The 21,760-nt window shown below is 70.0% G+C and carries 19 protein-coding genes; 11 read left to right on the forward strand and 8 right to left on the reverse strand.

Annotated features, from left to right (window positions below):
- Positions 1–37: 37 nt before the first annotated feature.
- Together A176_RS22585 and A176_RS22590 are read left to right on the forward strand one after the other, a co-directional pair.
- Positions 38–535 (forward strand): GNAT family N-acetyltransferase, encoded by a 498-nt coding sequence (locus A176_RS22585; RefSeq protein ID WP_002637148.1) that lies wholly within the window; start codon positions 38–40, stop codon positions 533–535.
- A 70-nt stretch (positions 536–605) separates the two neighbouring features.
- Positions 606–2,066, forward strand: coding sequence for a serine hydrolase (locus A176_RS22590; RefSeq protein WP_002637149.1), 1,461 nt, complete (start codon positions 606–608; stop codon positions 2,064–2,066).
- A 160-nt stretch (positions 2,067–2,226) separates the two neighbouring features.
- On the opposite strand, the gene A176_RS40890 is transcribed toward A176_RS22590, so the two are convergent.
- The 3 genes from A176_RS40890 to A176_RS22605 form a co-directional block, all read right to left on the reverse strand.
- Positions 2,227–3,873, reverse strand: coding sequence for a hypothetical protein (locus A176_RS40890; protein ID WP_002637150.1), 1,647 nt, complete (start codon positions 3,871–3,873; stop codon positions 2,227–2,229).
- Positions 3,874–4,114: 241 nt separating this feature from the next.
- Entirely contained in the window at positions 4,115–5,803 is a 1,689-nt protein-coding gene (locus A176_RS22600) for a glutamine--tRNA ligase/YqeY domain fusion protein (protein WP_002637151.1), read from the reverse strand.
- Positions 5,804–5,972: 169 nt separating this feature from the next.
- Positions 5,973–7,130: a glycosyltransferase gene (locus tag A176_RS22605; protein WP_044890684.1), complete on the reverse strand. Its 1,158-nt coding sequence runs from the start codon at positions 7,128–7,130 to the stop codon at positions 5,973–5,975.
- 202 nt (positions 7,131–7,332) lie between these two features.
- Here A176_RS22605 and A176_RS22610 point away from each other — a divergent pair, with 202 nt between their 5' ends.
- Complete coding sequence (locus A176_RS22610) at positions 7,333–8,229, forward strand: alpha/beta hydrolase (RefSeq protein WP_021781491.1); 897 nt, start codon at positions 7,333–7,335, stop codon at positions 8,227–8,229.
- On the opposite strand, the gene A176_RS22615 is transcribed toward A176_RS22610, so the two are convergent.
- Positions 8,193–8,948 carry an arginyltransferase gene (locus A176_RS22615; RefSeq protein ID WP_002637154.1) on the reverse strand — a complete coding sequence of 252 codons (756 nt, stop codon included), beginning with the start codon at positions 8,946–8,948 and terminating at the stop codon, positions 8,193–8,195. The two genes, A176_RS22610 and A176_RS22615, sit on opposite strands and share 37 nt — an antisense overlap.
- A 199-nt stretch (positions 8,949–9,147) precedes the next feature.
- Here A176_RS22615 and A176_RS38125 point away from each other — a divergent pair, with 199 nt between their 5' ends.
- The 3 genes from A176_RS38125 to A176_RS22625 all read left to right on the forward strand — a co-directional run bounded on the left by A176_RS38125 (position 9,148) and on the right by A176_RS22625 (position 11,758).
- The gene (locus A176_RS38125) at positions 9,148–9,402 is read left to right on the forward strand and encodes a hypothetical protein (RefSeq protein WP_021781490.1); all 255 of its coding nucleotides are present in this window, start codon (positions 9,148–9,150) and stop codon (positions 9,400–9,402) included.
- Between the two features lie 65 nt (positions 9,403–9,467).
- A complete protein-coding gene (locus A176_RS22620; RefSeq protein ID WP_002637155.1) occupies positions 9,468–10,319 on the forward strand; it encodes a glycosyltransferase family 2 protein in 852 nt (283 codons plus the stop codon).
- Positions 10,316–11,758 carry a type III PLP-dependent enzyme domain-containing protein gene (locus tag A176_RS22625; protein ID WP_002637156.1) on the forward strand — a complete coding sequence of 481 codons (1,443 nt, stop codon included), beginning with the start codon at positions 10,316–10,318 and terminating at the stop codon, positions 11,756–11,758. Before A176_RS22620 ends, A176_RS22625 begins: the two co-directional genes overlap by 4 nt.
- On the opposite strand, the gene A176_RS22630 is transcribed toward A176_RS22625, so the two are convergent.
- Positions 11,748–13,046 carry a carboxylate--amine ligase gene (locus tag A176_RS22630; protein WP_044890709.1) on the reverse strand — a complete coding sequence of 433 codons (1,299 nt, stop codon included), beginning with the start codon at positions 13,044–13,046 and terminating at the stop codon, positions 11,748–11,750. The two genes, A176_RS22625 and A176_RS22630, sit on opposite strands and share 11 nt — an antisense overlap.
- A 251-nt stretch (positions 13,047–13,297) precedes the next feature.
- The gene (locus A176_RS22635) at positions 13,298–14,116 is read right to left on the reverse strand and encodes a hypothetical protein (protein ID WP_002637158.1); all 819 of its coding nucleotides are present in this window, start codon (positions 14,114–14,116) and stop codon (positions 13,298–13,300) included.
- A gap of 100 nt (positions 14,117–14,216) precedes the next feature.
- Here A176_RS22635 and A176_RS22640 point away from each other — a divergent pair, with 100 nt between their 5' ends.
- Positions 14,217–15,194, forward strand: coding sequence for a hypothetical protein (locus A176_RS22640; RefSeq protein ID WP_002637159.1), 978 nt, complete (start codon positions 14,217–14,219; stop codon positions 15,192–15,194).
- Positions 15,195–15,199: 5 nt separating this feature from the next.
- Here A176_RS22640 and A176_RS22645 read toward each other — a convergent pair whose 3' ends face one another.
- A complete protein-coding gene (locus A176_RS22645) occupies positions 15,200–16,735 on the reverse strand; it encodes an MBL fold metallo-hydrolase (RefSeq protein ID WP_193409803.1) in 1,536 nt (511 codons plus the stop codon).
- 133 nt (positions 16,736–16,868) lie between these two features.
- On the opposite strand from A176_RS22645, the gene A176_RS22650 reads away from it, so the two are divergent.
- From A176_RS22650 to thrS, 3 genes are all read left to right on the forward strand, one after another.
- Positions 16,869–18,734: an OPT/YSL family transporter gene (locus A176_RS22650; protein ID WP_082282795.1), complete on the forward strand. Its 1,866-nt coding sequence runs from the start codon at positions 16,869–16,871 to the stop codon at positions 18,732–18,734.
- A gap of 88 nt (positions 18,735–18,822) precedes the next feature.
- Positions 18,823–19,218, forward strand: a complete 396-nt coding sequence (locus A176_RS39105) for a hypothetical protein (protein ID WP_002637163.1) — start codon at positions 18,823–18,825, stop codon at positions 19,216–19,218.
- 242 nt (positions 19,219–19,460) lie between these two features.
- Complete coding sequence (thrS, locus tag A176_RS22660; RefSeq protein ID WP_002637164.1) at positions 19,461–20,663, forward strand: threonine--tRNA ligase; 1,203 nt, start codon at positions 19,461–19,463, stop codon at positions 20,661–20,663.
- A 44-nt stretch (positions 20,664–20,707) separates the two neighbouring features.
- Here the strand turns inward: thrS and A176_RS22665 are convergent, their stop codons facing one another.
- On the reverse strand, positions 20,708–21,145 hold the full coding sequence (locus A176_RS22665) for a CBS domain-containing protein (RefSeq protein WP_226993961.1): 438 nt from the start codon (positions 21,143–21,145) through the stop codon (positions 20,708–20,710).
- A 190-nt stretch (positions 21,146–21,335) separates the two neighbouring features.
- Between A176_RS22665 and msrB the strand changes: the two genes are divergently transcribed.
- Complete coding sequence (msrB, locus tag A176_RS22670; protein WP_044890706.1) at positions 21,336–21,758, forward strand: peptide-methionine (R)-S-oxide reductase MsrB; 423 nt, start codon at positions 21,336–21,338, stop codon at positions 21,756–21,758.
- Positions 21,759–21,760: the final 2 nt, after the last annotated feature.

A 21,760-nucleotide genomic window follows, 5' to 3' on the forward strand; every position in this document is an offset into this window, starting at 1 on the left:
GTATAGGAAGGGGCCCGCCAACCGCCCTGGAGCCGCCATGCCCGTCACCCTCCGTCCCGCCCAGCCCTCGGATGAGCCCGCCCTGGGGCGCATGGGCGCGGCGCTCGCCCGGCAGCACCACGCGTTCGACAGCGCACGCTTCATGCTCCCGGAGGACGTGGAGTCGGGCTACCGGTGGTGGCTGGGCCGCGAGTCGAAGAAGGCGGACGCGGTCGTCCTGGTCGCCGAGCTGGACGGCGAGGTCGTGGGCTACGCCTACGGCCGCGTCGAAGCCGTGGACTGGAATGCCCTGTTGGACCGCAGCGGCGCGTTCCACGACCTCTGGGTGGAGGAGAAGGTCCGCGGCCTGGGCGTGGGCGCGCGGCTCGCCGAAGCGCTGATGGAGCGCCTCACGGCCCTGGGTGTGCCGCGTGTCGTGCTGCACACCGCCGCGAAGAACGCCCACGCGCAGAAACTGTTCGCGAGGCTGGGTTGGCGCCCCACCATGGTGGAGATGACGCGCGAGGCTGCGCCGCCCAACGACGACGCGCCCTGATTACTGTCAGGGGCCGTGCAATCCACGGCAACGCCCGGCGTACAGCCCTACACGGGCAGGGAGACGGCGAATGCGTGGATTGAAATCGAGTGTCATGGGCGCGCTGGTGGCGCTCGTCTTGGTGGCGCCGCTGGCGGAGGCCGCGTCCAAGAAGCAGGAGGTGGAGCGGTACGTCAGCAAATTCCACCAGATGGGCCTGTTCAACGGAACGGTGCTGGTGGCCAACGAGGGCGGAATCCTCCTCAAGAAAGGCTACGGCTCCGCGAACTTCGAATGGAAGGTGCCCAACACGCCGGACACGAAGTTCCGCATCGGCTCCATCAGCAAGTCCTTCACGGCGACGGTCATCCTGCAGTTGGCTGCAGAGGGGAAGCTCCAACTGGATGACCCCATCAGCAAGCACCTGCCCGACTACCGGAAGGACACCGGTGAGCGCGTCACCATCACCCACCTGTTGAACCACACCTCCGGCATCCCCAGCTTCACCTCGTCCGCCAGCTACCGGGAGGACCACCGCACGCCCTACAGCGTCGAGGCGTTCGTGAAGAAGTCGTGCAGCGGGGACCTGGAGTTCGAGCCCGGCTCGAAGTTCGCCTACAACAACTCCGGCTACTACCTGCTGGGCGCCATCATCGAGAAGCTCACCGGCCAGACGTATGCGCAGGCCGTGCAGGCGCGCATCCTCGGGCCGCTGGGCATGAAGGACTCCGGCTACGACGTCACCGCCACGGTGCTCCCCAAGCGCGCCAGCGGCTACGAGCCCGCGCCCACCGGGTTCGTCAACGCGTCCTACGTCGACATGGGCCTGCCCTATGCCGCGGGCGCGTTGTACTCCACGGTGGAGGACCTCTACCGCTGGGACCAGGCCTTCTACGGCGACACGCTGATGCCCGCGGAGCTCAAGCAGAAGATGCTCACCCCGGGCCTCGACCACTACGGCTTCGGCTGGGCCATCCTCCCCATGAAGATGCACGACGGCAAGACGCTGATCCCGGGCGTCTTCCACAGCGGCGGCATCAACGGCTTCGCCACCCTGCTGGTGCGCGTGCCCGAGCACAAGGAGACCGTCATCCTGCTCGACAACATGTCCCACGGCGGCCTGCAGGAAATCGCGGGCGGCGTGGTGAGCATCCTCCACGGCATCACGCCCCGTCAGCCCCGGGCGCCCATCAGCAGGGTCATGATGGAGGCGCTCGGCAAGGGCTCCGCCGCCGAGGCCATCGCCACCTACCGCACGCTGAAGAAGACGAAGGAGGCCCAGTACGACTTCGGTGAGTCGCAGCTCAACACGGTGGGCTACCACCTCCTGCGGGGTGGCCGCGCCGCGGATGCCATCGAGGTGTTCAAGCTCAACGTGGAGATGTTCCCCGCCGGAGCCAACTGCTACGACAGCCTCGGTGAGGCGTACGCGGCGACCGGCGACAAGGACCAGGCCATCACGAACTACCGCAAGTCCTTGGAGCTGGACCCCAAGAACGAGAACGCGGTGAAGGTGCTCAAGGAACTGGAAGAGCCTGCCGCGAAGCGCTGAGCCTCGCGCCCCACGAAAAAGGCGGCCCCGGTGAGTCCGCACCGGAGCCGCCGTCGCTCCAGGGCTTCACGCCAAGGAGCCCGTGAAGCGTCTGGGCTCACCTTGGCGAGCCCCACGCCCGTCGAAGCGGCGTCCAGGGACGCGCTCCGAAGGCCCCACGTCAGAGCGGCATCAAGTAGTCGATGACGATCTGCCCGTGGCCAGTGCCAACGTCGAGGTCATCCGAGGGGTTGGCGCCCACGTTGTACGAACCGCCACCGCCGCCACCCCCGCAGTTCGTCGCCGCGCCACCCGCGCCGCCGCCGCTGAAGCCGCCACCGCCGCCGGCCGCGCCACCTGCGCCGCCACCGCCGCCGAAGCCACCGTTGCCGCTGAGCGTGCCCGTGCCACCCGCGCCGCCCGCGCTGATGGCCGTGCCGCCGTTGCCGCCGCCAGAGCCCGGGCCGTTGGCGCCCTTCCCCCCCGAATGCGTCAGGCCCGCGCCGCCGCCACCGCCTCCGTGGAAGCCCTGCGCACCGCCCGCGCCGCCGCCCTGATTGCTGCCACCGGCCGCGCCAGGGCTGCCGTTGCCCCAGGTGCCATCCAGGTTCAGCGCGCCGCCCCAGGCGTTGAAGCCATTGCAGCCCGCACCGCCGCCACCACCCGCCGCCACCAGCAACGACGGCACCGAAACAGCCCCCGTTCCGCGCCACGCGAACGAGCCACCTCCACCGCCACCGTTGGTTCCATTCGCGCCGGCACCGCCCACCAGCAGCGTCAATCGCTCGCCGGCCGTCACGTTGAACGTGCCCTTGATGGACGCGCCCAGCCCCGCACCCGAGTGGTTGAACGCGTTACCGCCTCGCGCCCCCACCGCGCGCACCGTCACCACGTTCACGTTCGCCGGCACCGTGAAGGTCTGCAGCCCGCCCGTGTAGCCGAACGTCTCGGTGACCGTGACGGCCGGAAGCCAGGAGAGCTCAATCTGGCCGTGGCCGGTGCCAACGTCGATGTCATTCGAGGGGTTGGCGCCCACGTTGTACGAACCGCCGCCACCACCACCGCCGCAGTTCGTCGCCGCGCCACCCGCGCCGCCGCCGCTGAAGCCTCCACCGCCGCCGGCCGCGCCACCCGCGCCTCCACCGCCGCCGAAGCCACCGTTGCCGCTGAGCGTGCCCGCGCCGCCCGCGCCACCCGCGCTGATGGCCGTGCCGCCATTGCCGCCGCCAGAGCCCGGACCGCCGATACCCGTCCCACCCGACTGCATCAGGCCCGCGCCGCCGCCACCGCCGCCGTGGAAGCCCTGCACACCGCCCGAGCCTCCGCCCTGGTTGCTGCCGCCGCTCGCGCCGGGACTGCCGTTGCCCCAGGTGCCATCCGAGGTCAGCGCGCCGCCCAAGGCGTTGAAGCCGTTGCAGCCCGCGCCACCGCCGCCACCCGCCGCCACCAGCAGCGACGACAGTGCCGCCAGCCCCGTTCCACGCCACGCGAACGAGCCACCACCGCCGCCACCGTTGGTTCCATTCGCGCCGGCACCGCCCACCAGCAGCGTCAACTGCTCTCCCGCCGTCACGTTGAACGTCCCTCGGATGGACGCGCCCAGCCCCGCACCCGAGTTGTTGAACGCGTTACCGCCTCGCGCGCCCACCGCGCGCACCGTCACCGCGTTCACGTTCGCAGGCACCGTGAAGGTCTGCACCCCGCCTGTGTAGCCAAACGTCTGGCTTTGCGGCGACTGCGCGAAAGCGGTGCTCCCCATGAGCCCGGCGGCGAACACCGCGACAGCGCTCGATACACCCCATGCATCAGGACGCAGCTTCCTCTTCATGTGATTCCTCACTGGAGGTTGTGCGTGGCCAAAAGCGGCCACCGGGGCGCCGCGAGAGCAAACCGCGCGCCACTCAACGTCCGGCAAGCATTCACTGCGAGTCACAGGCCCCGCACGATTGCGGGGGCCGCGTGGTGCGTCTTCGCGAGACACACGCGCGTCCCATCAGGAAGCACTCCAGCACCAGCGAGCGCGGGTGCCACCCAGGCTGGTGGCACCCGTCACGCCCGTCAGGCGGGGACTACTTCCCCTTGCCCTGCTCCTTCGTCCACGAGTCCTTCAACGTCACCGTGCGGTTGAAGACGGGCTTGCCCGGCTTCGAGTCCTTCGGGTCCACGTAGAAGTACCCGGTGCGCTCGAACTGGAAGCGCGACTCCGTGGCGGCGTCCGCCAGCATCGGCTCGACGCGGGCATCCCGCAGCGTCTGCAGGCTGGCCGGGTTGAGGAAGGTGGTGAAGTCCTTCGCGTCGTCCGCGTCCGGCGCCTCCACGGAGAAGAGCCGGTCATAGAGCCGCACCTCGGCGACGGGCGCGTTGCCCGGCACCCAGTGCAGCGTGCCCTTCACCTTGCGGCCGTCCGGCGCGTTGCCGCCGCGCGTGGCCGGGTCATACGAGCAGCGCAGCTCCACCACGTTGCCCGCGTCATCCTTGATGACCCGCTCGCACTTGATGAAGTACGCCGAGCGCAGCCGCACCTCCTTGCCGGGCGACAGCCGGAAGAAGCCCTTGGGCGGCTCCTCCATGAAGTCATCCGCCTCGATGTACAGCTCGCGCGAGAAGGGCACCTGGCGCGTCCCCATCTCCGGCTTCTGCGGATGGTTCTGCACCTCCAGCGTCTCCGTCTGCCCCTCCGGGTAGTTCTCCAGCACGACCTTGAGCGGGCGCAGCACCGCCATGGCGCGCGGAGCCGCCTCGTTGAGGTCGTCGCGGATGCACAGCTCCAGCAGCCCCATGTCGATGAGCTGCTGCGCCTTGCTCACGCCCACGCGCGTGGCGAAGTCGCGGATGGACGCCGGGGTGAAGCCGCGACGGCGAAGACCGCTGAGGGTCATCATCCGCGGGTCATCCCAGCCCGACACGAAGCCCTCCGTCACCAGCTTGAGCAGCTTGCGCTTGCTCATCACCGTGTAGTTGAGGTTCAGCCGGTTGAACTCGTACTGGTAGGGCCGGTCCCCGCTGACGAGGCTGTCGACAATCCAGTCGTACAGCACGCGGCGGTTCTCGAACTCCAGCGTACAGACGGAGTGGGTGATGCCCTCGATGGCGTCCGACAGACAGTGCGCGAAGTCGTAGAGCGGGTAGATGGGCCACGCGTCGCCCGTGCGGTGGTGGTGCACGTGGCGGATGCGGTAGATGGGCGGGTCGCGCAGCACCGGGTTGGGCGACGTCATGTCGATCTTCGCCCGCAGGGTGTGCTGGCCGTCGGAGAACTCGCCCGCGCGCATGCGGTGGAAGAGGTCCAGGTTCTCGTCGACGGAGCGGTCGCGGTACGGGCTGTTGCGGCCCGGCGTGGTGAAGTCGCCGCGGTACGCGCGAATCTCGTCCGGGGACAGGCTGCACACGTAGGCCTTGCCCTGCTTGATGAGCTGCACGGCGAAGTCGTAGAGCTTGGGGAAGTAGTCGGAGGCGAAGAACTTCCGGCCGTCCCACTCGAAGCCCAGCCACTTCACGTCACGCTGGATGGACTCGACGTAGTCGGTGTCCTCGGTGACGGGGTTCGTGTCGTCGAAGCGCAGGTTGCACTTCCCCCCGTACTGCTGCGCCAGCCCGAAGTTCAGGCAGATGGACTTGGCGTGGCCGATGTGGAGGTAACCGTTGGGCTCGGGCGGGAAGCGGGTGTGCACGCGGCCCGCGTGCTTTCCCGTCCGCTGGTCTTCCTCGATGATTTCCTGGAGGAAGTTCAGGCCCTGCGTTTCGTTCGTCGTCGTCATGATGGGGGTGAATCCTCGTGAAGCAGCCGGGGGCCGGCAAGGGATTCCTACCTCATGCGCCCCCGAAGGGGCATGGCTGTCTCGCCCGAAGGCCCCGGACCTCAACCCCCCAGGGGGCCCCCGTTCATTCCCCCGTCAGAAGGCAGGGAGCCGGGCCCCCCGCCCGCTGTCAGAGTGACGAGAGCAGGGTCTCCCAGGCCTTCAAGGCGCGCTCGGCGGACAGCGCCTCGGCGCGCCGCCGGGCCCGGACGGACAGGTCCTCGCGGTGCGCTTCGTCCTGGACCACGCGGCCCAGGGCCTCCGCCAACGCCGCCGGCTGCTCCATGGGCACCAGGACGCCGTGCTGGCCGTGCTCCAGCACCTCCGCGGGCCCCGAGGGGCAGTCGGTGCTGACGACGGGGCAGCCCAGCGCGAGCGCCTCCAGCAGCACCATGGGCAGGCCCTCGAAGCGCGAGGACAGCACGAAGGCGGCGGCCCGGCGCATCAGCGCATGGGGGTTGGGCGTGAAGCCCGGCAGGAAGACGGAGTCCTCCACGCCCAGGGACGCCACCAGCGCCTTCAGCTCCCCTTCCAGCGAACCCTCGCCCAGGATGAGCAGGTGGTGGTCCACCCCCGCCTGCCGCGTCAGCGCGTGGCTGCGGATGAGCACGTCGAAGGCCTTCTGGTGCTCCAACCGGCCCACCGCGATGATGACGGGCTTGCGGAAGATGGGCTCCGCCCACTGGGGCAGCGGCTGCGCTCCGGCCGCGCGAACCTTGTCGCCATCCACGAAGTTGGGGATGACGTGGAGCTGCTCGGGCCGCACGGGCACCAGCTCCTGGAACGCCTTCGCGGAGTCATGGCCGCACGCGACGATGCGGCTCATGCGCGGGTAGAGCCACCGCAGGCCCCAGAGCTGCCGCCGGGGCTGCTCCAGGTGGAAGGCGCCCCAGTCGAAGTGGATCATCCCCACCACGGGCTTGTTGAGCAGCCGCCCCGCCAGGCACGCGAGCAGCGCCGCGCGGCCCTCCTGCCCCGCGACGATGACATCCACGTCACGGGCCTCCTGCACCAGCCGCCAGAAGAAGCGCGGCAGCATGCCCCGCCGGTACTCGAAGGCATCGGTGCCCCACACCACCTGGGTGCGCTGGGGAATCCGGTCGCTCTGGCTCTTCGGATGCGGACGGTGGTGGAAGAACATCTTCGTGTCGAACCGGCCGGGGTCCAGCCCCGTCAGCACGTTGCACACCGACCGTTCGATGCCACCAGAGCCCAGGAACACCAGCGTGAACAACACGCGCTTCCTGGCCGGTGCCGGGGGCGGCTCCCCCTGTGTCGTAACGAGCATCACCCGCACTCTCGAAGGCGCGCCTGGTGGCGCCGTGGTCCAGGACCTCTGGAGCGCCAGGAGTCCCCCCGGCTCCGCCCTGCCTCGGAGTCGGTCTAATCAACTTGTACTCGCTCCGCCACTCCCAGGCTCGGCTAGTGTCCGCTTTATTCCCAGCCATCCAGAAATATCCGTGAAAACACGTACTCAAATCCACCGTCTCATGGTGCTGACGCCGCTGGGTCTGCTGCTCGTGGCGGCGGGTTATCTCGTCGTGAACGGGCACCGCATCGGACAGGGCCTGCTGCATCCGCGGCCCGTCGCCGTGCAACGTCCCACGCCGGAGCTGCCGGGGCTGGAGGACGTGTCCTTCACCACCATGGACGGCGTGACGTTGCGAGGTTGGTACCTGCCGTCACGCAACCGCGCGGCGGTGGTGCTGGTGCATGGCTTCGCGGACAACCGCGCGCAGCTCCTCTTCGAGGCGCGCACCCTCTCGGCCGCAGGCTACGGCGTCCTGCTGTTCGACCTGCGCGCGCACGGCGAGAGCGGCGGCGACACGGTGACGTGGGGCGACCGGGAGCGGCGCGACGTGACGGCGGCGCTCGACTTCGTCTCACGGCGGCCGGACGTGGACCCGGCGCGGCTGGGGCTCTTCGGCTTCTCCATGGGCGGCACCACGTCGCTGCTCGTGGCCAGCGAGGATGCGCGCGTCAAGGCGGTGGCCGCCGCGGGCGCGTACCCCGCCCTCGAGGCGGACATCTACTCGGGTTATGGCAAGTGGGGCGCGCTGAGCGCCCAGCCCGTGCTGTGGACGCTCCAGCGCGCGGGCGTGGCGGTGGACGCGGTGCGGCCCATTGACGGGATGTGCCGGCTGGGTGGCCGGCCGCTGCTGCTCGTCAACGGTGACGTGGACCCGGACGCCCCCTCGAAGTTGCAGGCCAGCCTCTTCCAGGCCGCGTGCGAACCCAAGTCGCTCTGGGTCGTCGAGGGCGCGGGACATGGCCAGTACGCGCGCGTGGCACCGGAGGAGTACGCGCGCCGCCTGCGCCAGCACTTCGACGGAGCGCTCGGCGCGCCGCCTCAGGTGTCCTCGGACGAGGAAGCCGCGGCCCAGTGAGGCGCGGCGTCCAACGCGGGCCGCGTCTCCAGCAGCTCGTGCGGACGGAAGGCGCCCTTGTAGCGCAGGGACGCGCAGGCCTGGACGCGGTAGCCCAGGTAGACGTGCGGGATGCCGCGCGCCTGGGCCAGCTCCACCTGCCGCACCACGTTGGCCGTGCCCAGGGACAGGTGCGCGTAGGCGGGGTCGTAGAAGAAGTACACCGCGCTCCAGGCACGCGGCGTCTCGTCGCTGATGCCCACGCCCACCAGGCGAGGGCCGCCCTCCGCGCCGTCGTCGTACCAGGCCACCTCGCGGGCGGACGGGTGCGGATAGGAGAACTGGAGTGAGTACTCGCGCGCGGTGATGGGCGACGGCGACCACTCCCGCGCCACCTCCCGCTCCGAGTGCCACTGGCGATACAGGGCGAGCCGGGCGTCATCCACCTGGGGCGTCCCCACCTCCACGCGCAGGTGCGCGCACGCCGCGCGGGCCCGCCGCTGACTGCGGTTGGGCCGGAACTCCGCCACCGGGATGCGCAGCGAGACGCAGGCCCTGCAGTCCACACAGGCCGGCCGGAAGTACACCAGCCCGAAGCGGCGCCAGCCCCGGACCAGCAGGTGCTCGTACTCCTCCGGGGTGACGTCCTCCAGCACGAGGTTCTCGAGCGACGCCTGCCGCTCCGGCAGGTAGCTGCAGGGCCGAGACGGCTCGACTTCGTGGGCCAGGAGGAACGCCATGGGATGGCCCTTTCCTGTCGCGAGCCGCGTCCGGCGTCAAGTCTGACCCAGTGGCCCGGAGCCTCCGCGAACAGCCAACCACAGGTCACGCCCGAGTGACACGCGTCGTTTTCTCCACCCGCTCCTGCCCATCCGACAGGCTGGCATGACGTCTGCAAAACCAACGGGCACTTCGCGGACGCGAAGCAGGAGGATGAACATGGCCCGTCATCACAAGAAGCCCTCGCAAAACCGTCTCGCACACTGGGATTTCGGTCGTGCGCAGAGGGTGATTCGCGTGGCGACGGGCAGCCTGAACTGGGCTGGCGGCAGCATAGCAGGAAGCCCCCGAGTCTCGGCAAATCGACTAAACCAGGACATTCCGGTCCTGGTTGCGGCGGCCCATGCACAGGTCGAGAACGACCCCGAGGACCTCTTCGGAGGTGATTTCGACCTCGCCTTCGCCAGCTACTGATGTGACGGGGTTGCGCCGCTTCCCACGGCTTCTCAGCCGTGGCCGCCAACGCGTATAAATCCGCCATGTCCGTCATTGACGTCTCGGTGGTGATGCCCACCCACAAGCGGGAGAAGGAAGTGGTGGAGGCCATCCGTTCGGTCCTCCGCCAGGAAGGGGTGAACGTCGAGGTCCTCGTCCTGGACGACACCCCCGAGGGCACCGCGCGCGAGGCGGTGGAAGGGCTGAAGGACGACCGGGTCCGGTACCTGGTGAACGACCCGCCCTCGAAGGGCCGCCCGGCGGTGGTGCGCAACCACGGCGCCACGCTGGCCCTGGGCCGCTACCTGCACTTCCTGGATGACGACGACATGCTCGCCGAGGGCGCGCTGCACGCCATGGTGAGCGCGTTGGACGCGCGGCCGGACGCGGGCGTGGCGGTGGGCTGGGTGGTGCCCTTCGGCGACGACGCGGACTGGCTCAAGGACAAGAGCGAGTACTTCGAGTGGGCGGCCCAGGTGGGCGCCAGCACCCCCAACAGCGCGTGGACGGTGGCCCACATCCTCTTCCGCGGCACGCTGTACGTGAACTCCGCGTGCATGGTGCGCCGCGAGCACTTCGCGCCGCTGGGCGGCTTCGACGCCAGCATCCCCGTCTACGAGGACGTGGACTTCTACCTGCGCGGCATCCGCGCCTACGGCCACGTCTACGTCAACCGCCCCATCCTCCACTACCGCACCGGCCGCCCGTCGCTGATGCACAACCTGGGCAAGGACGGCACGCTGGTGGTGCAGTCCAACGAGATGATTCACGGCAAGTACCGCAAGACGAACGGCATGCTGGAGTACCGGCTCATGCAGGCCGCCCTGCGGGTGCTGCCCTTCGAGGTCGCCCGCCGCCTGCCGCTGCGCCTGCGCAACCAGGGCCGCGTGTCATGAGCCTCAAGAGCCGGCTTCTCGGAACGGCCAAGCGCCAGGTGAAGCAGACGCTTCGCCCGGTGCTGCAGAAGGCCATGGCGCCCGCGCGCGCGTCCATTCCCGCCTCGCACTGGGGCCTGCAGACGCTGCCCGGCCAGGGCCTGTCCCTGGAGGGCGTGCCGCTCGCGGCGCTGGTGGAGCGCTGGGGTTCGCCACTGCACGTGGTGCACATGGCCGCGCTGCGCCGCAACGCGGAGCGCTTCCTCGCGGTGCCGCCGGGACGCGCGGGCGGCTGCGAGGTCTATTACTCGTACAAGACGAACCCGGTGCCGGGCGTGCTGTCCTTCCTGCACGGCCTGGGCGTGGGCGCGGAGGTCATCTCCGCCTACGAGATGTGGCTGGCGCTGAAGCTGGGCGTCCCGGCCGACCGCATCGTCTACAACGGCCCGGTGAAGTCGGAGGCCTCGGTGCGCGAGGCCATCACCCGCGGCATCCAGCTCCTGGCCGCCAACCACACGGAGGAGATCGCCGTCTTCGCCCGGCTCGCCGCCGAGCTGGACCGCCGGCCTCGCGTCGCGGTGCGGGTGACGACGGCCAGCGGCTGGACGGGGCAGTTCGGCACGCCCATCGCCGGAGGCGCCGCGCTGCGCGCCTACCAGCAGGCGCGCGCCTCGCGGAACCTGGACGTGGTGGGCCTGCACGCGCACCGCGGCGAAACCATCCGCACCGAGGGCGACCTCACGGCCTTCGTGGAGGCGGTGCTCGACTTCACGGACACGCTGCACCAGGAGCTGGGCCTGGACTTGGAGGTGTTGGACCTGGGCGGCAGCCTCAACACGCCCACCGTCGAGCACATCGCCGAGCGCGACTGGCGCCTCAACCTCACCTTCTTCCGCGACGTGCCCGCGCCCGACCCAGCGGCGTCGCTGTCCATCGAGCGTTACGTGGCGCTGGCGGTGGAGATGGTGGAGTCGCACTACGCGCGCCGGGGCCGTCAGCGCCCCCGCATCTTCCTGGAGCCGGGCCGCGCCATGACGGGCGACACGCAGCTTTTGCTGGGCCGCGTCCACGCGCTCAAGGCGGGCGAGGACCGGACGTGGGCGGTGCTGGACGCCGGCATCAACCACGCCGAATGCGTTCGCAACGAGTACCACCAGCTCTTCCACGTGGACCGGCCGGACGCGCCCGCGGAGAAGGTCTACACGGTGGTGGGCCCCATCTGCACGCCGGGCGACACGCTGTACCACGCGAAGCGGCTGCCGGACCTGCGGGTGGGTGACACGCTGGCAATCATGGACGCGGGGGCCTACTTCGTGCCCTTCGCCACGTCCTTCTCCTATCCGCAGCCGGCCATCATCGCGCTGGAGGATGGCCAGGAGCGGCTGCTGCGGCGCGCGGAGACGTTCGACGACCTGGTGACGTTCGACGCCACCGTCCCGCGCGACGCGCTCACCGGTTGAGCACCATCATCCGGATGAAGGCTCGGGGGTGGCGCGCGGAGCCGTAGAGAATCTGCGCCACCTCCACGGCGGTGGGCATCAGGTCATCCGAGTCGATGAGCGGATCCACCGCGGTGTCGCGGTGGGCCCCCAGCCAGCGCCGCCACTGCCGCGCCTCGTCCACGGGGAGCGCGCCGGACAGGCGCTGGAGGTTGAGCAACATCTCCAACGCGATGCGGTTGCAGAACACCTCGCCGTTGCCGCGCCAGTCGCGCGCGGCCTGAAGCTCGCGGCGCAGCGCATCCCGGTCGCCCAGCGCGGCGTGATAGGCCAGCAGCGGCAGCGGCAGGCCCCGGGCGATGTCGAAGCCCATCTGCCCGTAGTAGCGCGGGTTGAAGTCGATGAGGAGGTAGTCGTCCTTCGTCTGGATGAACTCCACCTCGAAGACGCCGTGGTAGCCCAGGTGCTTGCACAGGCGCTGGAGCCCCGCGGCCAGCTCCTGGTGCACGGGCGCGGATTCGAAGCACACGCCCACGCCCAGGCGCCGGGGACGCTGGAGCACCTTCATGGCGCCGCGCACCTCGAACAGCTCACCCGATTCGTCCACGAAGCCGGAGAGGCTGTAGATGCCCTCCGCCGCCTCCGGGTGGAACTCCTGGACCATGGGGCGTGACACCGCAGGGTCGAAGCGTACCAGCATGGACGCGTACCCATCACGCGAGAAGGCGCGGTACTCCTCCGCGAGCTGCCCGGGCGCCTGCACCGGCTGCCCCTTGCGGTGGGTGGAGTAGAGAATCTGCGTGGTGGGCTTGATGAGGACGGGGAAGCCCGCCTCGCGCGACACCGCGTCCAGGTCCGCCTCCGACTCCGGGAACCAGGTGCGCGGCAGCTTCAACCCCACCGCCAGCCCGGCCTCGTGGAGCTTGCGCTTGTTGAGCAGGCTGTAGACGGCGTCGATGCCGGGGTCGTAGAGGTGGAAGTACTGGGACAGCTCCTCGCGGTGCAGCGCCACCAGCCACGCCAGCTCATCGCTCGTCGGGTAGAGCACGTGCTGGAGCGGCTCGCGCCGGCCCAGGTCCATCAGCCACTCGACGAAGGCCTCGGGCTGGGACTCCGGCGGGCATTGGACGCGGCGGCCCACGAAGCGGGACCAGCTCGCGGGCCCCAACTTGCCGGGGTCCGCCACCGTGACGTCGATGCCGTTGCGGCCAAAGCAACGCGCGGCCGCGAGCGTGCCGTAGAAGCCCGCCGAGAAGAGCAGCACGGACGGCCGGCCCTCCACGCGAGTCCGAGGTGCCTGCTCCACCATGGCGGTCTCATTCTCCTGCTGCGGTCCAGGCACGCCCCACACACCCTCGCCACGCGAGCGCGGGGACATCGCAGCGGAGAGGAGGGAAAAGATGTGCCGTTTCATGTCGTAGTCGGGCCGCGCCTCCGCGCCTGCGCGCGGCAATGACGAGGGCCTCTGGATTTCCCGCGCGCAGGATAGCCGCACGCCACCCCACTTGGCTTCTGTCCCCACGCGCTCTTCTTCTTCGAGAGAAAGCTCCAGGGGTGTCGTCAAAAGCAGACACCCTCCTTGGGCCTCCAAACAAGATAGCCGTGGGACGAGAGCCAGGGGTCCACATCCACTCCGCCCACGCGCTCCGCCAACCCCACGGTGGCCTCGCGAAATGCATCGGGTGGGTGTGTATGACCCGCGTCACGCGCCGCTTGCCACGCGGCGGTCCACGCCGAGAAGAAGTCGTGGATGGGCTCACCGGGACGCACTTTTCGGCGCAAGTCTCGCGGCAACCCGTCACGGAACAACACGGGCGCGAAGCCGTGGCTGAAGTCGGTGTGGAACAGGAGGCCCTCTCGGAAGGGCGCGTCGTCCGGCGCATCGGTGCGACGCCGCAGCAGATGTGCGCAGAGCACGGCGCCCGTCGCATCCGCGCTGCCTTCCACCAGCAAGCCGGACGGCATCAGGTAGCGGGCCAGGGTGCGGTGGACCTCGGGGACGCGCTCGGCGGGCCCCTGACGGAGCAGGTTCATGGCCCGCACCAGCCTCGCGGGCTCCTCAGCCCGCAGGGGAAGGTCGAAGCCCCCCTGGCGGAAGTGCGTGCGGGCATCCGCGTCCACCTGGGCCGCCGCGGCGCGGTCCGCGTCCAGCTCCACGCCCACCACGGTCAACGCCGGATTCAGGGCGCGAAAGGCCTGGGCGCTCTCCAGCGTCGTCCACGGGTGCTCGCCGAATCCCACGTCAACGAAGACGGCCTGGGCCCAGGGGCCATCGCGGCGCTCGAGCAACGCCTGCTCGAAACGGCACAGATACACGTCCAGCGCGCGCAAGCGCCCGCGCGACGTCCGCCCACGCGTCTTCGTGTCCAACGACGGCATGGTGCGCTCATGGGCGACCCGCGCGAGGACGTCAAGCCATCCAGGCCCACCGGGCCCCTGATTTTCGCCGGGCGCGGTGGCCTCTTAGAGTGGAAACACCGTGGAAGCCCCCTCCGCCCTGCCCTGTCCCCGCTGCCAGTCGCCTCGCGCCGCCGGACCGGAGTGCCCTCGGTGCGGCATCATCTACGCCAAGGCCGAGGCCCGGGCCGCAAGGCAGCGTGAGCACGAGACGCCCCCGCCGCCCGAGGAGGCGCCGCCGCTCGTCGACCCCGCGTGGCTGACGACGCCGGACCTGCGCTCGGACGTGCTTCCCCCGGAGACGCCCGCATGGGACGTCGACGCCCAGGAGGCCGCGCTCGAACACCGCCTGCGCACCTGGGCCATCCCCGTGGCGCTCCTGGTGGCGTTCTTCGCGGTGAAGGGCAATTTCAGCGGGTCCCTGGTCCGGCTCATCACCATGCCGTTCCATGAGCTGGGCCACGCCATCACGGCCTGGTTGTGCGGCGAGGCCGCGCTGCCCACGCTGTGGAAGACGGTCCACTTCGGACGCGCGCCCCTGCTCTCGCTGCTCCTCGCCGCGGGGTTGGGCCTGCTGGTGTATGTGAACTGGAAGCGCCGCCGGTGGGTGTGGGTGGCGAGCGGCGCGTTCGTGCTGGCCGTTCAAGCCGTGTGCACGCTCTTCCTGTCAGCGCGCACGGTGGACATGCTCATCGTCTTCAACGGCGACGCCGGAATGATGGTGCTGGGCACGGCGCTGATGCTGACCTTCTATTCCCCCGCCGGAAGCTACATCCACCGGCAGGCGCTGCGCTGGGGCTTCCTGCCGCTGGGGGCGCTGTCCCTCATGGATGGATTTGACACCTGGTGGGCCTCGAAGCGGAACTTCAGCGCCATTCCCTTCGGGCGAAGCGAGGGCATTGGCCTGAGCGACGCGAGCCGGCTCTCCGGAACCCATCAGTGGGGCGACGAACAGCTCGTCCGCCGCTTCCTCCTGGTGGGCGTGCTCTGCCTCGTGTGTGTCGCGGTGGTGTACGGGGTGATGTTCTTCAGGGGCCGGGCGCGGCTGGCGGCGCGCTGAGCCCCTCACGCCGCCGAGCCGAATGGCCACGTGAAGCCGGGGTGGCGCAGCACCTCTGGAGCGCGCGCGCCACGCCATCTCAATGACTCGCCCGGACGCAGCACCAGGGGACGCGGCGCGTCCTTCACCGTTCGCCGAACCTCGATGAGCCGCTCCGGATAGGGGTCCGCGTCCGGGTTCTCGTCCAAGTGGCTCGCGCCGCTCACGGGCTCTCCGGGATAGCCGTCGTAGCGGGGCCCCATGCCCTCGCGCCAGTACCAGGGCGCGCCGCCGTCCGCGCACGGCACCACGTACCGCGCGCCGAGCAGCGCGCCGTAACGCAGGGCCTCTTCTGGCCCCGCCATCAGCCGCTGCGGCGCCGTCAGCGCCTCGCGAGGCACGTTGACGAGGAATGCCTCCAGCGTCGTGAAGCCGAAGAAGATGGGCGCCAGCCGGAAGCCCCGCACGCCGCAGAAGAGCACATCCACGGGGGCCTCGCGGCGCACGCGCTGGCACACCGCGGACATGTCCCCGCGCACGTCATGGCCCGCGTCCGCGAAGAAGGCCGCCGAGAACGTGGGCGCGCGCACCAGCCACGTGTTGCCCTCGTTGAAGAGGTCCGGATACGGGCCGTCCCCATCCGTGGGCTGCTCGCCGTGAAAGGGCAAGGCGCTCACCGTGACGTCGCCCACCTGTCGGGACTCGCCCCATCGCAGAGGCTCCACGTGGGTGAAGCCGAGCTGCGTCAGCCGCAGGGCGCAGTCCGTGGAGAAGAGGCTCTCTTTCGCCACCGCGGGCACGAAGATGCGCGTATCGCGCGGCAGTTGCAGCAGCGAGCCCAGGTGGAAGTGGTCTCCATGCGAGTGGGTGATGACCACGGCGTCGACACGGCCCACGTCGCGCGGCTGCATCGGCGAATAGCCCGGCAGGTCCACCGCGCCCGCGGGCCGGAAGTACGGGTCCACCAGCACGCGGCCTTCGCGCCCGGCCACGAGCACCGTGTTGTGGCCCACGAAGAGCGCGCCGGGGCCAGGCACCTCCACGGGGGCTTCGTGCCGCACCAGCCAGCCCGCCTGCCCCAGGTCCGCCATCAACTCCGCCAGCACGGGCAGGGCCGAGAACGCGCGGAGCTCCGCGCGCGTGGCGCCCCGAGCAAGCGCCGCGAAGAAGTCCGCCACGGCCGGCCATTCGGACGAGCGCACCGGAACGTCCAGGCCCAGCGCGTCCTGGCGCAGGTGCAGCACGCGAGGCCGGTGCTTCGTCGCCTCCGGGAACAGCACGTCGGGCCGCAGCACCCGCCGTCCCATCCGGCGTGTCTTGCCCACGCACAGCGCGGCGTAACGCGGGGTGTCCTCCAACCAGCGCACCAGCGCCTGGGCCTCGCGCAGCGAGCCCTCGCGGCCCAGCATGGCGACCTGCCGCTTCAACGGCAGGAAGGCCCGGCGCACGGGACGCGCGGTGGGGCCCTGGATGCTACAGCCCAGGTCCTCGTGGTGGTCGGCCTCCGTCCGGGCCGAGGCGAGCACAGCCAGACTGACGCCCCGGTGCAGGGTGAATCGCATGGCGGCGGATGTTGCCACGCGCCGCGTCGCTCCGGGGCGCCTCCCGCATGCGGGCGGGCGAGCGGACCGGGCGCGGAACCCGACGGCCCAGGTTGTGACACGCGCGCGGAACGCCGGTACCCTTCGGACTCGAATGTCATTGCCTGCCCCCTCGCTCCCCCCCGAGCCCCCGCTGCCGTCTGCCGCGGGCGCTGATTCTAACTCCCTCCAGCCCCGCTTCGGCTGGCTCCCCCCGGTGGGGACGTGGAAGTACCACCTGCTGCTGAGCGCGGTGGCCCTGTTCGTCCTGGGGCCCCTGGGCGGCATCGCCGCCTCGTACATGAACTTCAGCGTGGGCTTCTTCGTCGGCGGACAGGTGCTGGCCGGCATCCTCGGCAGCGCCGTCACCTACGGCTACGGCGCGGAGGGCAAACACGGCGCCAACTACATGCAGACGATGGCCGCGTCGGTGGCCTCGCTGTGCGCCATGTCCGTGCTCATCCAGTCCATGGTGTGGCTGGGCATGGAGATGCCCGCCGCCTGGAAGCTGATGCTCTTCGTCGGCTGCGTGGGCATGTTCGCGGTGGGCGTGGGCATGCTCTACACGCCGCTGCTCGTGGACAAGCTCCAACTGGACTACCCGTCCGGGCTGGCGGTGGCCAACATCCTGCGCGCCCTCACGGACAAGCGCCTGCTCAAGGTGTCCATCTCCAAGCTGGGCGGCGGCACGCTGCTGGGCGCCGTGGCGGCCTGGATGACGGAGAAGGTGGCCTTCGTCGCCTCCATTGGCACCAGCGCGGCGACGCTGGGCGCGGGCATGATTGTCGGCAGCCGCATCACCGTGCCCGCCATCGTGATGGCCGTCATCGGCCTGGTGCTGCTGCCCACCTTCCGGGAAATCGGCTGGCTCGGCCCGAATGACCCGTTCCGCAAGATCGGCTTCGTCATTGGCCTGGGGATGATTTGCGGCGCGGCCGTGGTGGACCTGTCCCTGCTGGCCATCCAAGCGGCGAAGCGCATCCGCGAGCGGGCCGGGGTGAAGGACGAAGCCGCGGAGGAGTCCTGGAAGAAGGTCAACGTCCCCCGGCTGCTGGCCTGGGTGGTCGTCTGGGGCGGCGCGACGCTGCTGGTGGGCACGCAGGTGTTGGATCAGCCCGTGGGCTGGCTCCTCTTCGGCATGTTGCTGTCCCTGCTGTTCGTGCTCATCAACGGCATCTCCTTCGGCATCACCGACCAGAACCCCATCTCCAGCGCCTTCGTCATCTCCGTGCTGCTGATGTCCATGGTGGGCCTGCGCATCCCGCTGGTGGGCATGATGGCCGCCACCATCCTGCTCATCTCCACCTCGGTCGGCTGTGACATGCAGCAGGACCGCTCCACCGGCTGGCGCCTGGGCACCAACCGCGTCACCCAGTTCCGCTACCAGGTGCTGGGCGTCATCATGGGCGCGCTCCTGTGCGTGGGCCTGGCGCGCGTGTTCATGACGGCGTACCCGGCCCTCACCATCAATCAGCTCGACAACCCCAACGCCGAGGTCGGCCAGTGGGGCTCCGCGATGACGTACAAGCTGGTGGGCGCCATCCGGGACCTCGGCTCGCTGTCGCAGGCCGTCGTGAATGCCCTGCTCATCGGCCTGGCCATCGGCTTCGTCTATGAGCTGCTGCGCAAGGTGGTGCGGAACAACGCGCGCTACCAGGCCTACGTGAAGAGCTCCCGCACGGGCTTCGCCGTCGGCTGGACGGTGGATGCGCTCCTGCTGCCCAGCCCCTATGCATCGTCGTTCGGCGGCTTCGTGGCGTTCCCCGTGTCGCTGTGGTTCGGCGCGGGCGGCATCGTGACGTCCGTCTGGAACACCTTCTCCCAGCGCGGACAGCCGGCCGTCAGCGGCAGCCCGGGTGAAGGCGAAGCGCTCCCCGAGGACATGAGCACCATGTCGCTGATGGGCGGTGGCCTCATCGCCGGTGAGTCGCTCTTCTTCCTCATCGCGGGCCTCATCGGACTCGCGGCTCTGTTGGCGTAGCAACACCCGCGAACGGGGCACCGCTCCGGGCGGAGCGAGCGCGGGACTACAGTTCCCGCGCTCAATCGCTGGCCCTGGAGGTGTCCCCGTGAAGCACGCTCTCGCCGCGCTGCTGGCCGCCGTCAGTCTGACCGTCCTCGGATGTGGAGACACGGAGGCCCTCGCACCGGAGGACACGGCCCCGCCCGAAGGACAGGTGTCCCAGCAAGGCACCTGTACGGCGCTTTGTGAATTCGGTGGCACCATCTCGTGTACCGGGACGACGTGTGTGGCCACGGACTACTCCGGGGTGTCGTGCGACGGCGCCTTCACCGCGTGCCCGGACTTCGCCTGCCCCGGCGGGCAGCCCCAGTGCTCCGAATACGAGTACACCGCCTGCTCGACCCGTGGCCGCGAGATTGACTGCTGTGAAGGCAACCGCCCCAATATCTGCCTGTGCGCGGGAGTCATCGGGGGCCGCAATCAGTGGCTGTGCTTCAATTGAGCGCCCAGGGGCTGAGTTGACAATTCCTCGCGCCCCTCGCATCTTGTTCGCGTGAGCTTCGTCACCACCACCACGACCACCGGCACCACGACTCGCTTCGGCGGGTGTGGAGCCGTGCGCGTCACGTGGTGAGCTGACGAACGCACGGTTCCCTGCCCCGCCGACTCCGGCTGGGGCAACCGTGCGCTCGCTCAGCGCCCCGACCGGACGGCTTTTCACCCTTCCGAATCGGAGACGAAGTCATGCTCGACGAACACGACCACCGCGCGCTGGGCCAGCGCCTGGACCTCTTCCACCTGCAGGAAGAGGCCCCTGGCATGGTGTTCTGGCACCCGCGTGGGTTGATGCTGTACCGGCTGCTGGAAGAGCACGTGCGCCAACGCATGCGGCGCGAGGGCTACCAGGAAGTCAGGACCCCTCAAATCTACGCGCAGCCGCTGTGGGAGCGCAGCGGCCACTGGGAGAACTTCCGGGAGAACATGTTCCTGGTGGAGGACGGCGCGCGGCACCTCGGCGTGAAGCCGGTGAGCTGCCCGGGCCACATCGAGTTGGTGCAGCGCATGGCGCCCAGCTACCGCGACCTGCCGCTGCGCCTGGGCGAGTTCGGCCTGGTGCACCGCGCCGAGCCCGGAGGCGCGCTCCACGGCCTGTTCCGCCTGCGCCAGTTCACCCAGGATGACGGGCACATCTTCTGCGCCGGGGAGCAGGTGGTGCCGGAGGTGGTCCGCTTCGCGCGCTCGCTGCGCGCCTTCTACGCGGGCTTCGGCTTCCACGACGTGCAGGTCGCCTTCTCCGGCAGGCCCGCGGTCCGCGCGGGGCGCGACGAGGTCTGGGACCAGGCGGAGTCCTGGCTGCTGCTCGCCGCGAAGGAGGCGGGGCTCGACTGCCACCTGCAACCGGGTGAAGGCGCCTTCTACGGGCCCAAGCTGGAGTTCGTGCTGAAAGACAGGCTGGGACGGGCGTGGCAGTGCGGGACCCTCCAACTGGACCTCGTGCTGCCCGAGCGCTTCGACCTCCATTACGTCGACGCGTCGGGAGCCCGCGTGCGTCCGGTGATGCTTCACCGCGCGCTGCTCGGCAGCCTGGAGCGCTTCATCGGGGTGTTGCTGGAGCACCACGGCGGCGCGCTCCCGCCCTGGCTTGCGCCTGAACAGGTGGTGGTGGCCGCCGTGGGTGACGCCGCCGCGGACTACGCGGAGCGCTTCGCCGCGCAGCTTCGTGAGTCAGGCTGCCGCGCCAGCGTGGACCGCCGGGGCGAGTCCCTGTCGCGCAAGGTCCTGGACGCCCACGCGGCGGGCGTCCCGTGGCTGGTGGTCGCGGGCGCGAAGGAGATGGCCAGCGGCAACGTCCGGCTGCGGCAGCGCGACGGCGCGCAGCGGGACGTGGCTTGGGGCGTGGCCGTGGCGGAGCTCGCCGCCGCGAGCCGCCCTGCTCCGGACGCATAGGCACCCCCGGGGCGCGAGCGAGGGACGCTCGCGCCCCGGCGGCATCAGGCTTGCTGGAGCCGCTCCAGCACCTCTCCGGCGTGCAGGACCTCCTCGGGCACCGTGGCCAGGTCATCCAGACTCAGGAGGCCGATGGGACGCCGGTCACCGTCCACGACGACGAGGCGCCGCACCATCTTCTCTTCCATGGCTTGCTCCGCCGTCTCCAGCGTCGCGTTCGCGTCGCAGGTGATGACGGTGGATGTCATCACCTCGCGCACCGGCGTGGTGTTCGGGTCCTGTCCCAGGGCGGCGGACCGGACCGCGATGTCCCGGTCGGTCAGCATGCCCACGAGCTGCCCTTTTTCGAGCACGGGCAGTGAGCCGATGTTGCAGGTCCGCATCCTCAAGGCCGCGACTCGAACGGACTCACCCGCCTCGATGGTCTCCAGGTTCTTGGTCATCAGCTCGCCAATCCGCATTGCACGTTCCTTCCTCGGCATGACGCCCCACTCCACCACCGTGGAACCGCTGGCGCCCCGCCGCCGCCTCCCGCCCCCCGCACGAACGTGAAGCAGGAGAGCGGGCGGGCCCCCTCACACCTTGTTGTCCACCAGGCGCGACCCTGGGGCAGGATGCGCATCTGACGTGTGCGTGGGCCCCGGTCCGGGCCTGGACAAGGAGCAGGAAGGCATGGTCGACAAGCTCATCCTCAATGACGACGAGTGGCGCAAGCGCCTGAGCCCTCAGGAGTACGACGTTCTCCGCAGGCACGGCACCGAGCGTCCGGGCTCTGGATGTTTCCTGGGCACGAAGACGCCCGGCACCTACGTCTGCGCGGGCTGCGGCAACCCGCTCTTCAAGGCGGGCACGAAGTTCGAATCCGGCACGGGCTGGCCGTCCTTCACGCAGCCGGTGACGGCCGACGCGGTGTCGGAAATCCAGGACGTGTCCCACGGGATGATTCGCACCGAGGTCCGCTGCGCGCGCTGCGACGGGCACCTCGGCCACGTCTTCCCCGACGGTCCGCCGCCCACGGGGCTTCGCTACTGCATGAACTCGGTGTCCATGAAGCACGTACCCGAAGGGCAACCGCTGGAGCTGGTGAAGGCGTAGTG

Source organism: Myxococcus hansupus (assembly GCF_000280925.3).
Taxonomy (GTDB): domain Bacteria; phylum Myxococcota; class Myxococcia; order Myxococcales; family Myxococcaceae; genus Myxococcus; species Myxococcus hansupus.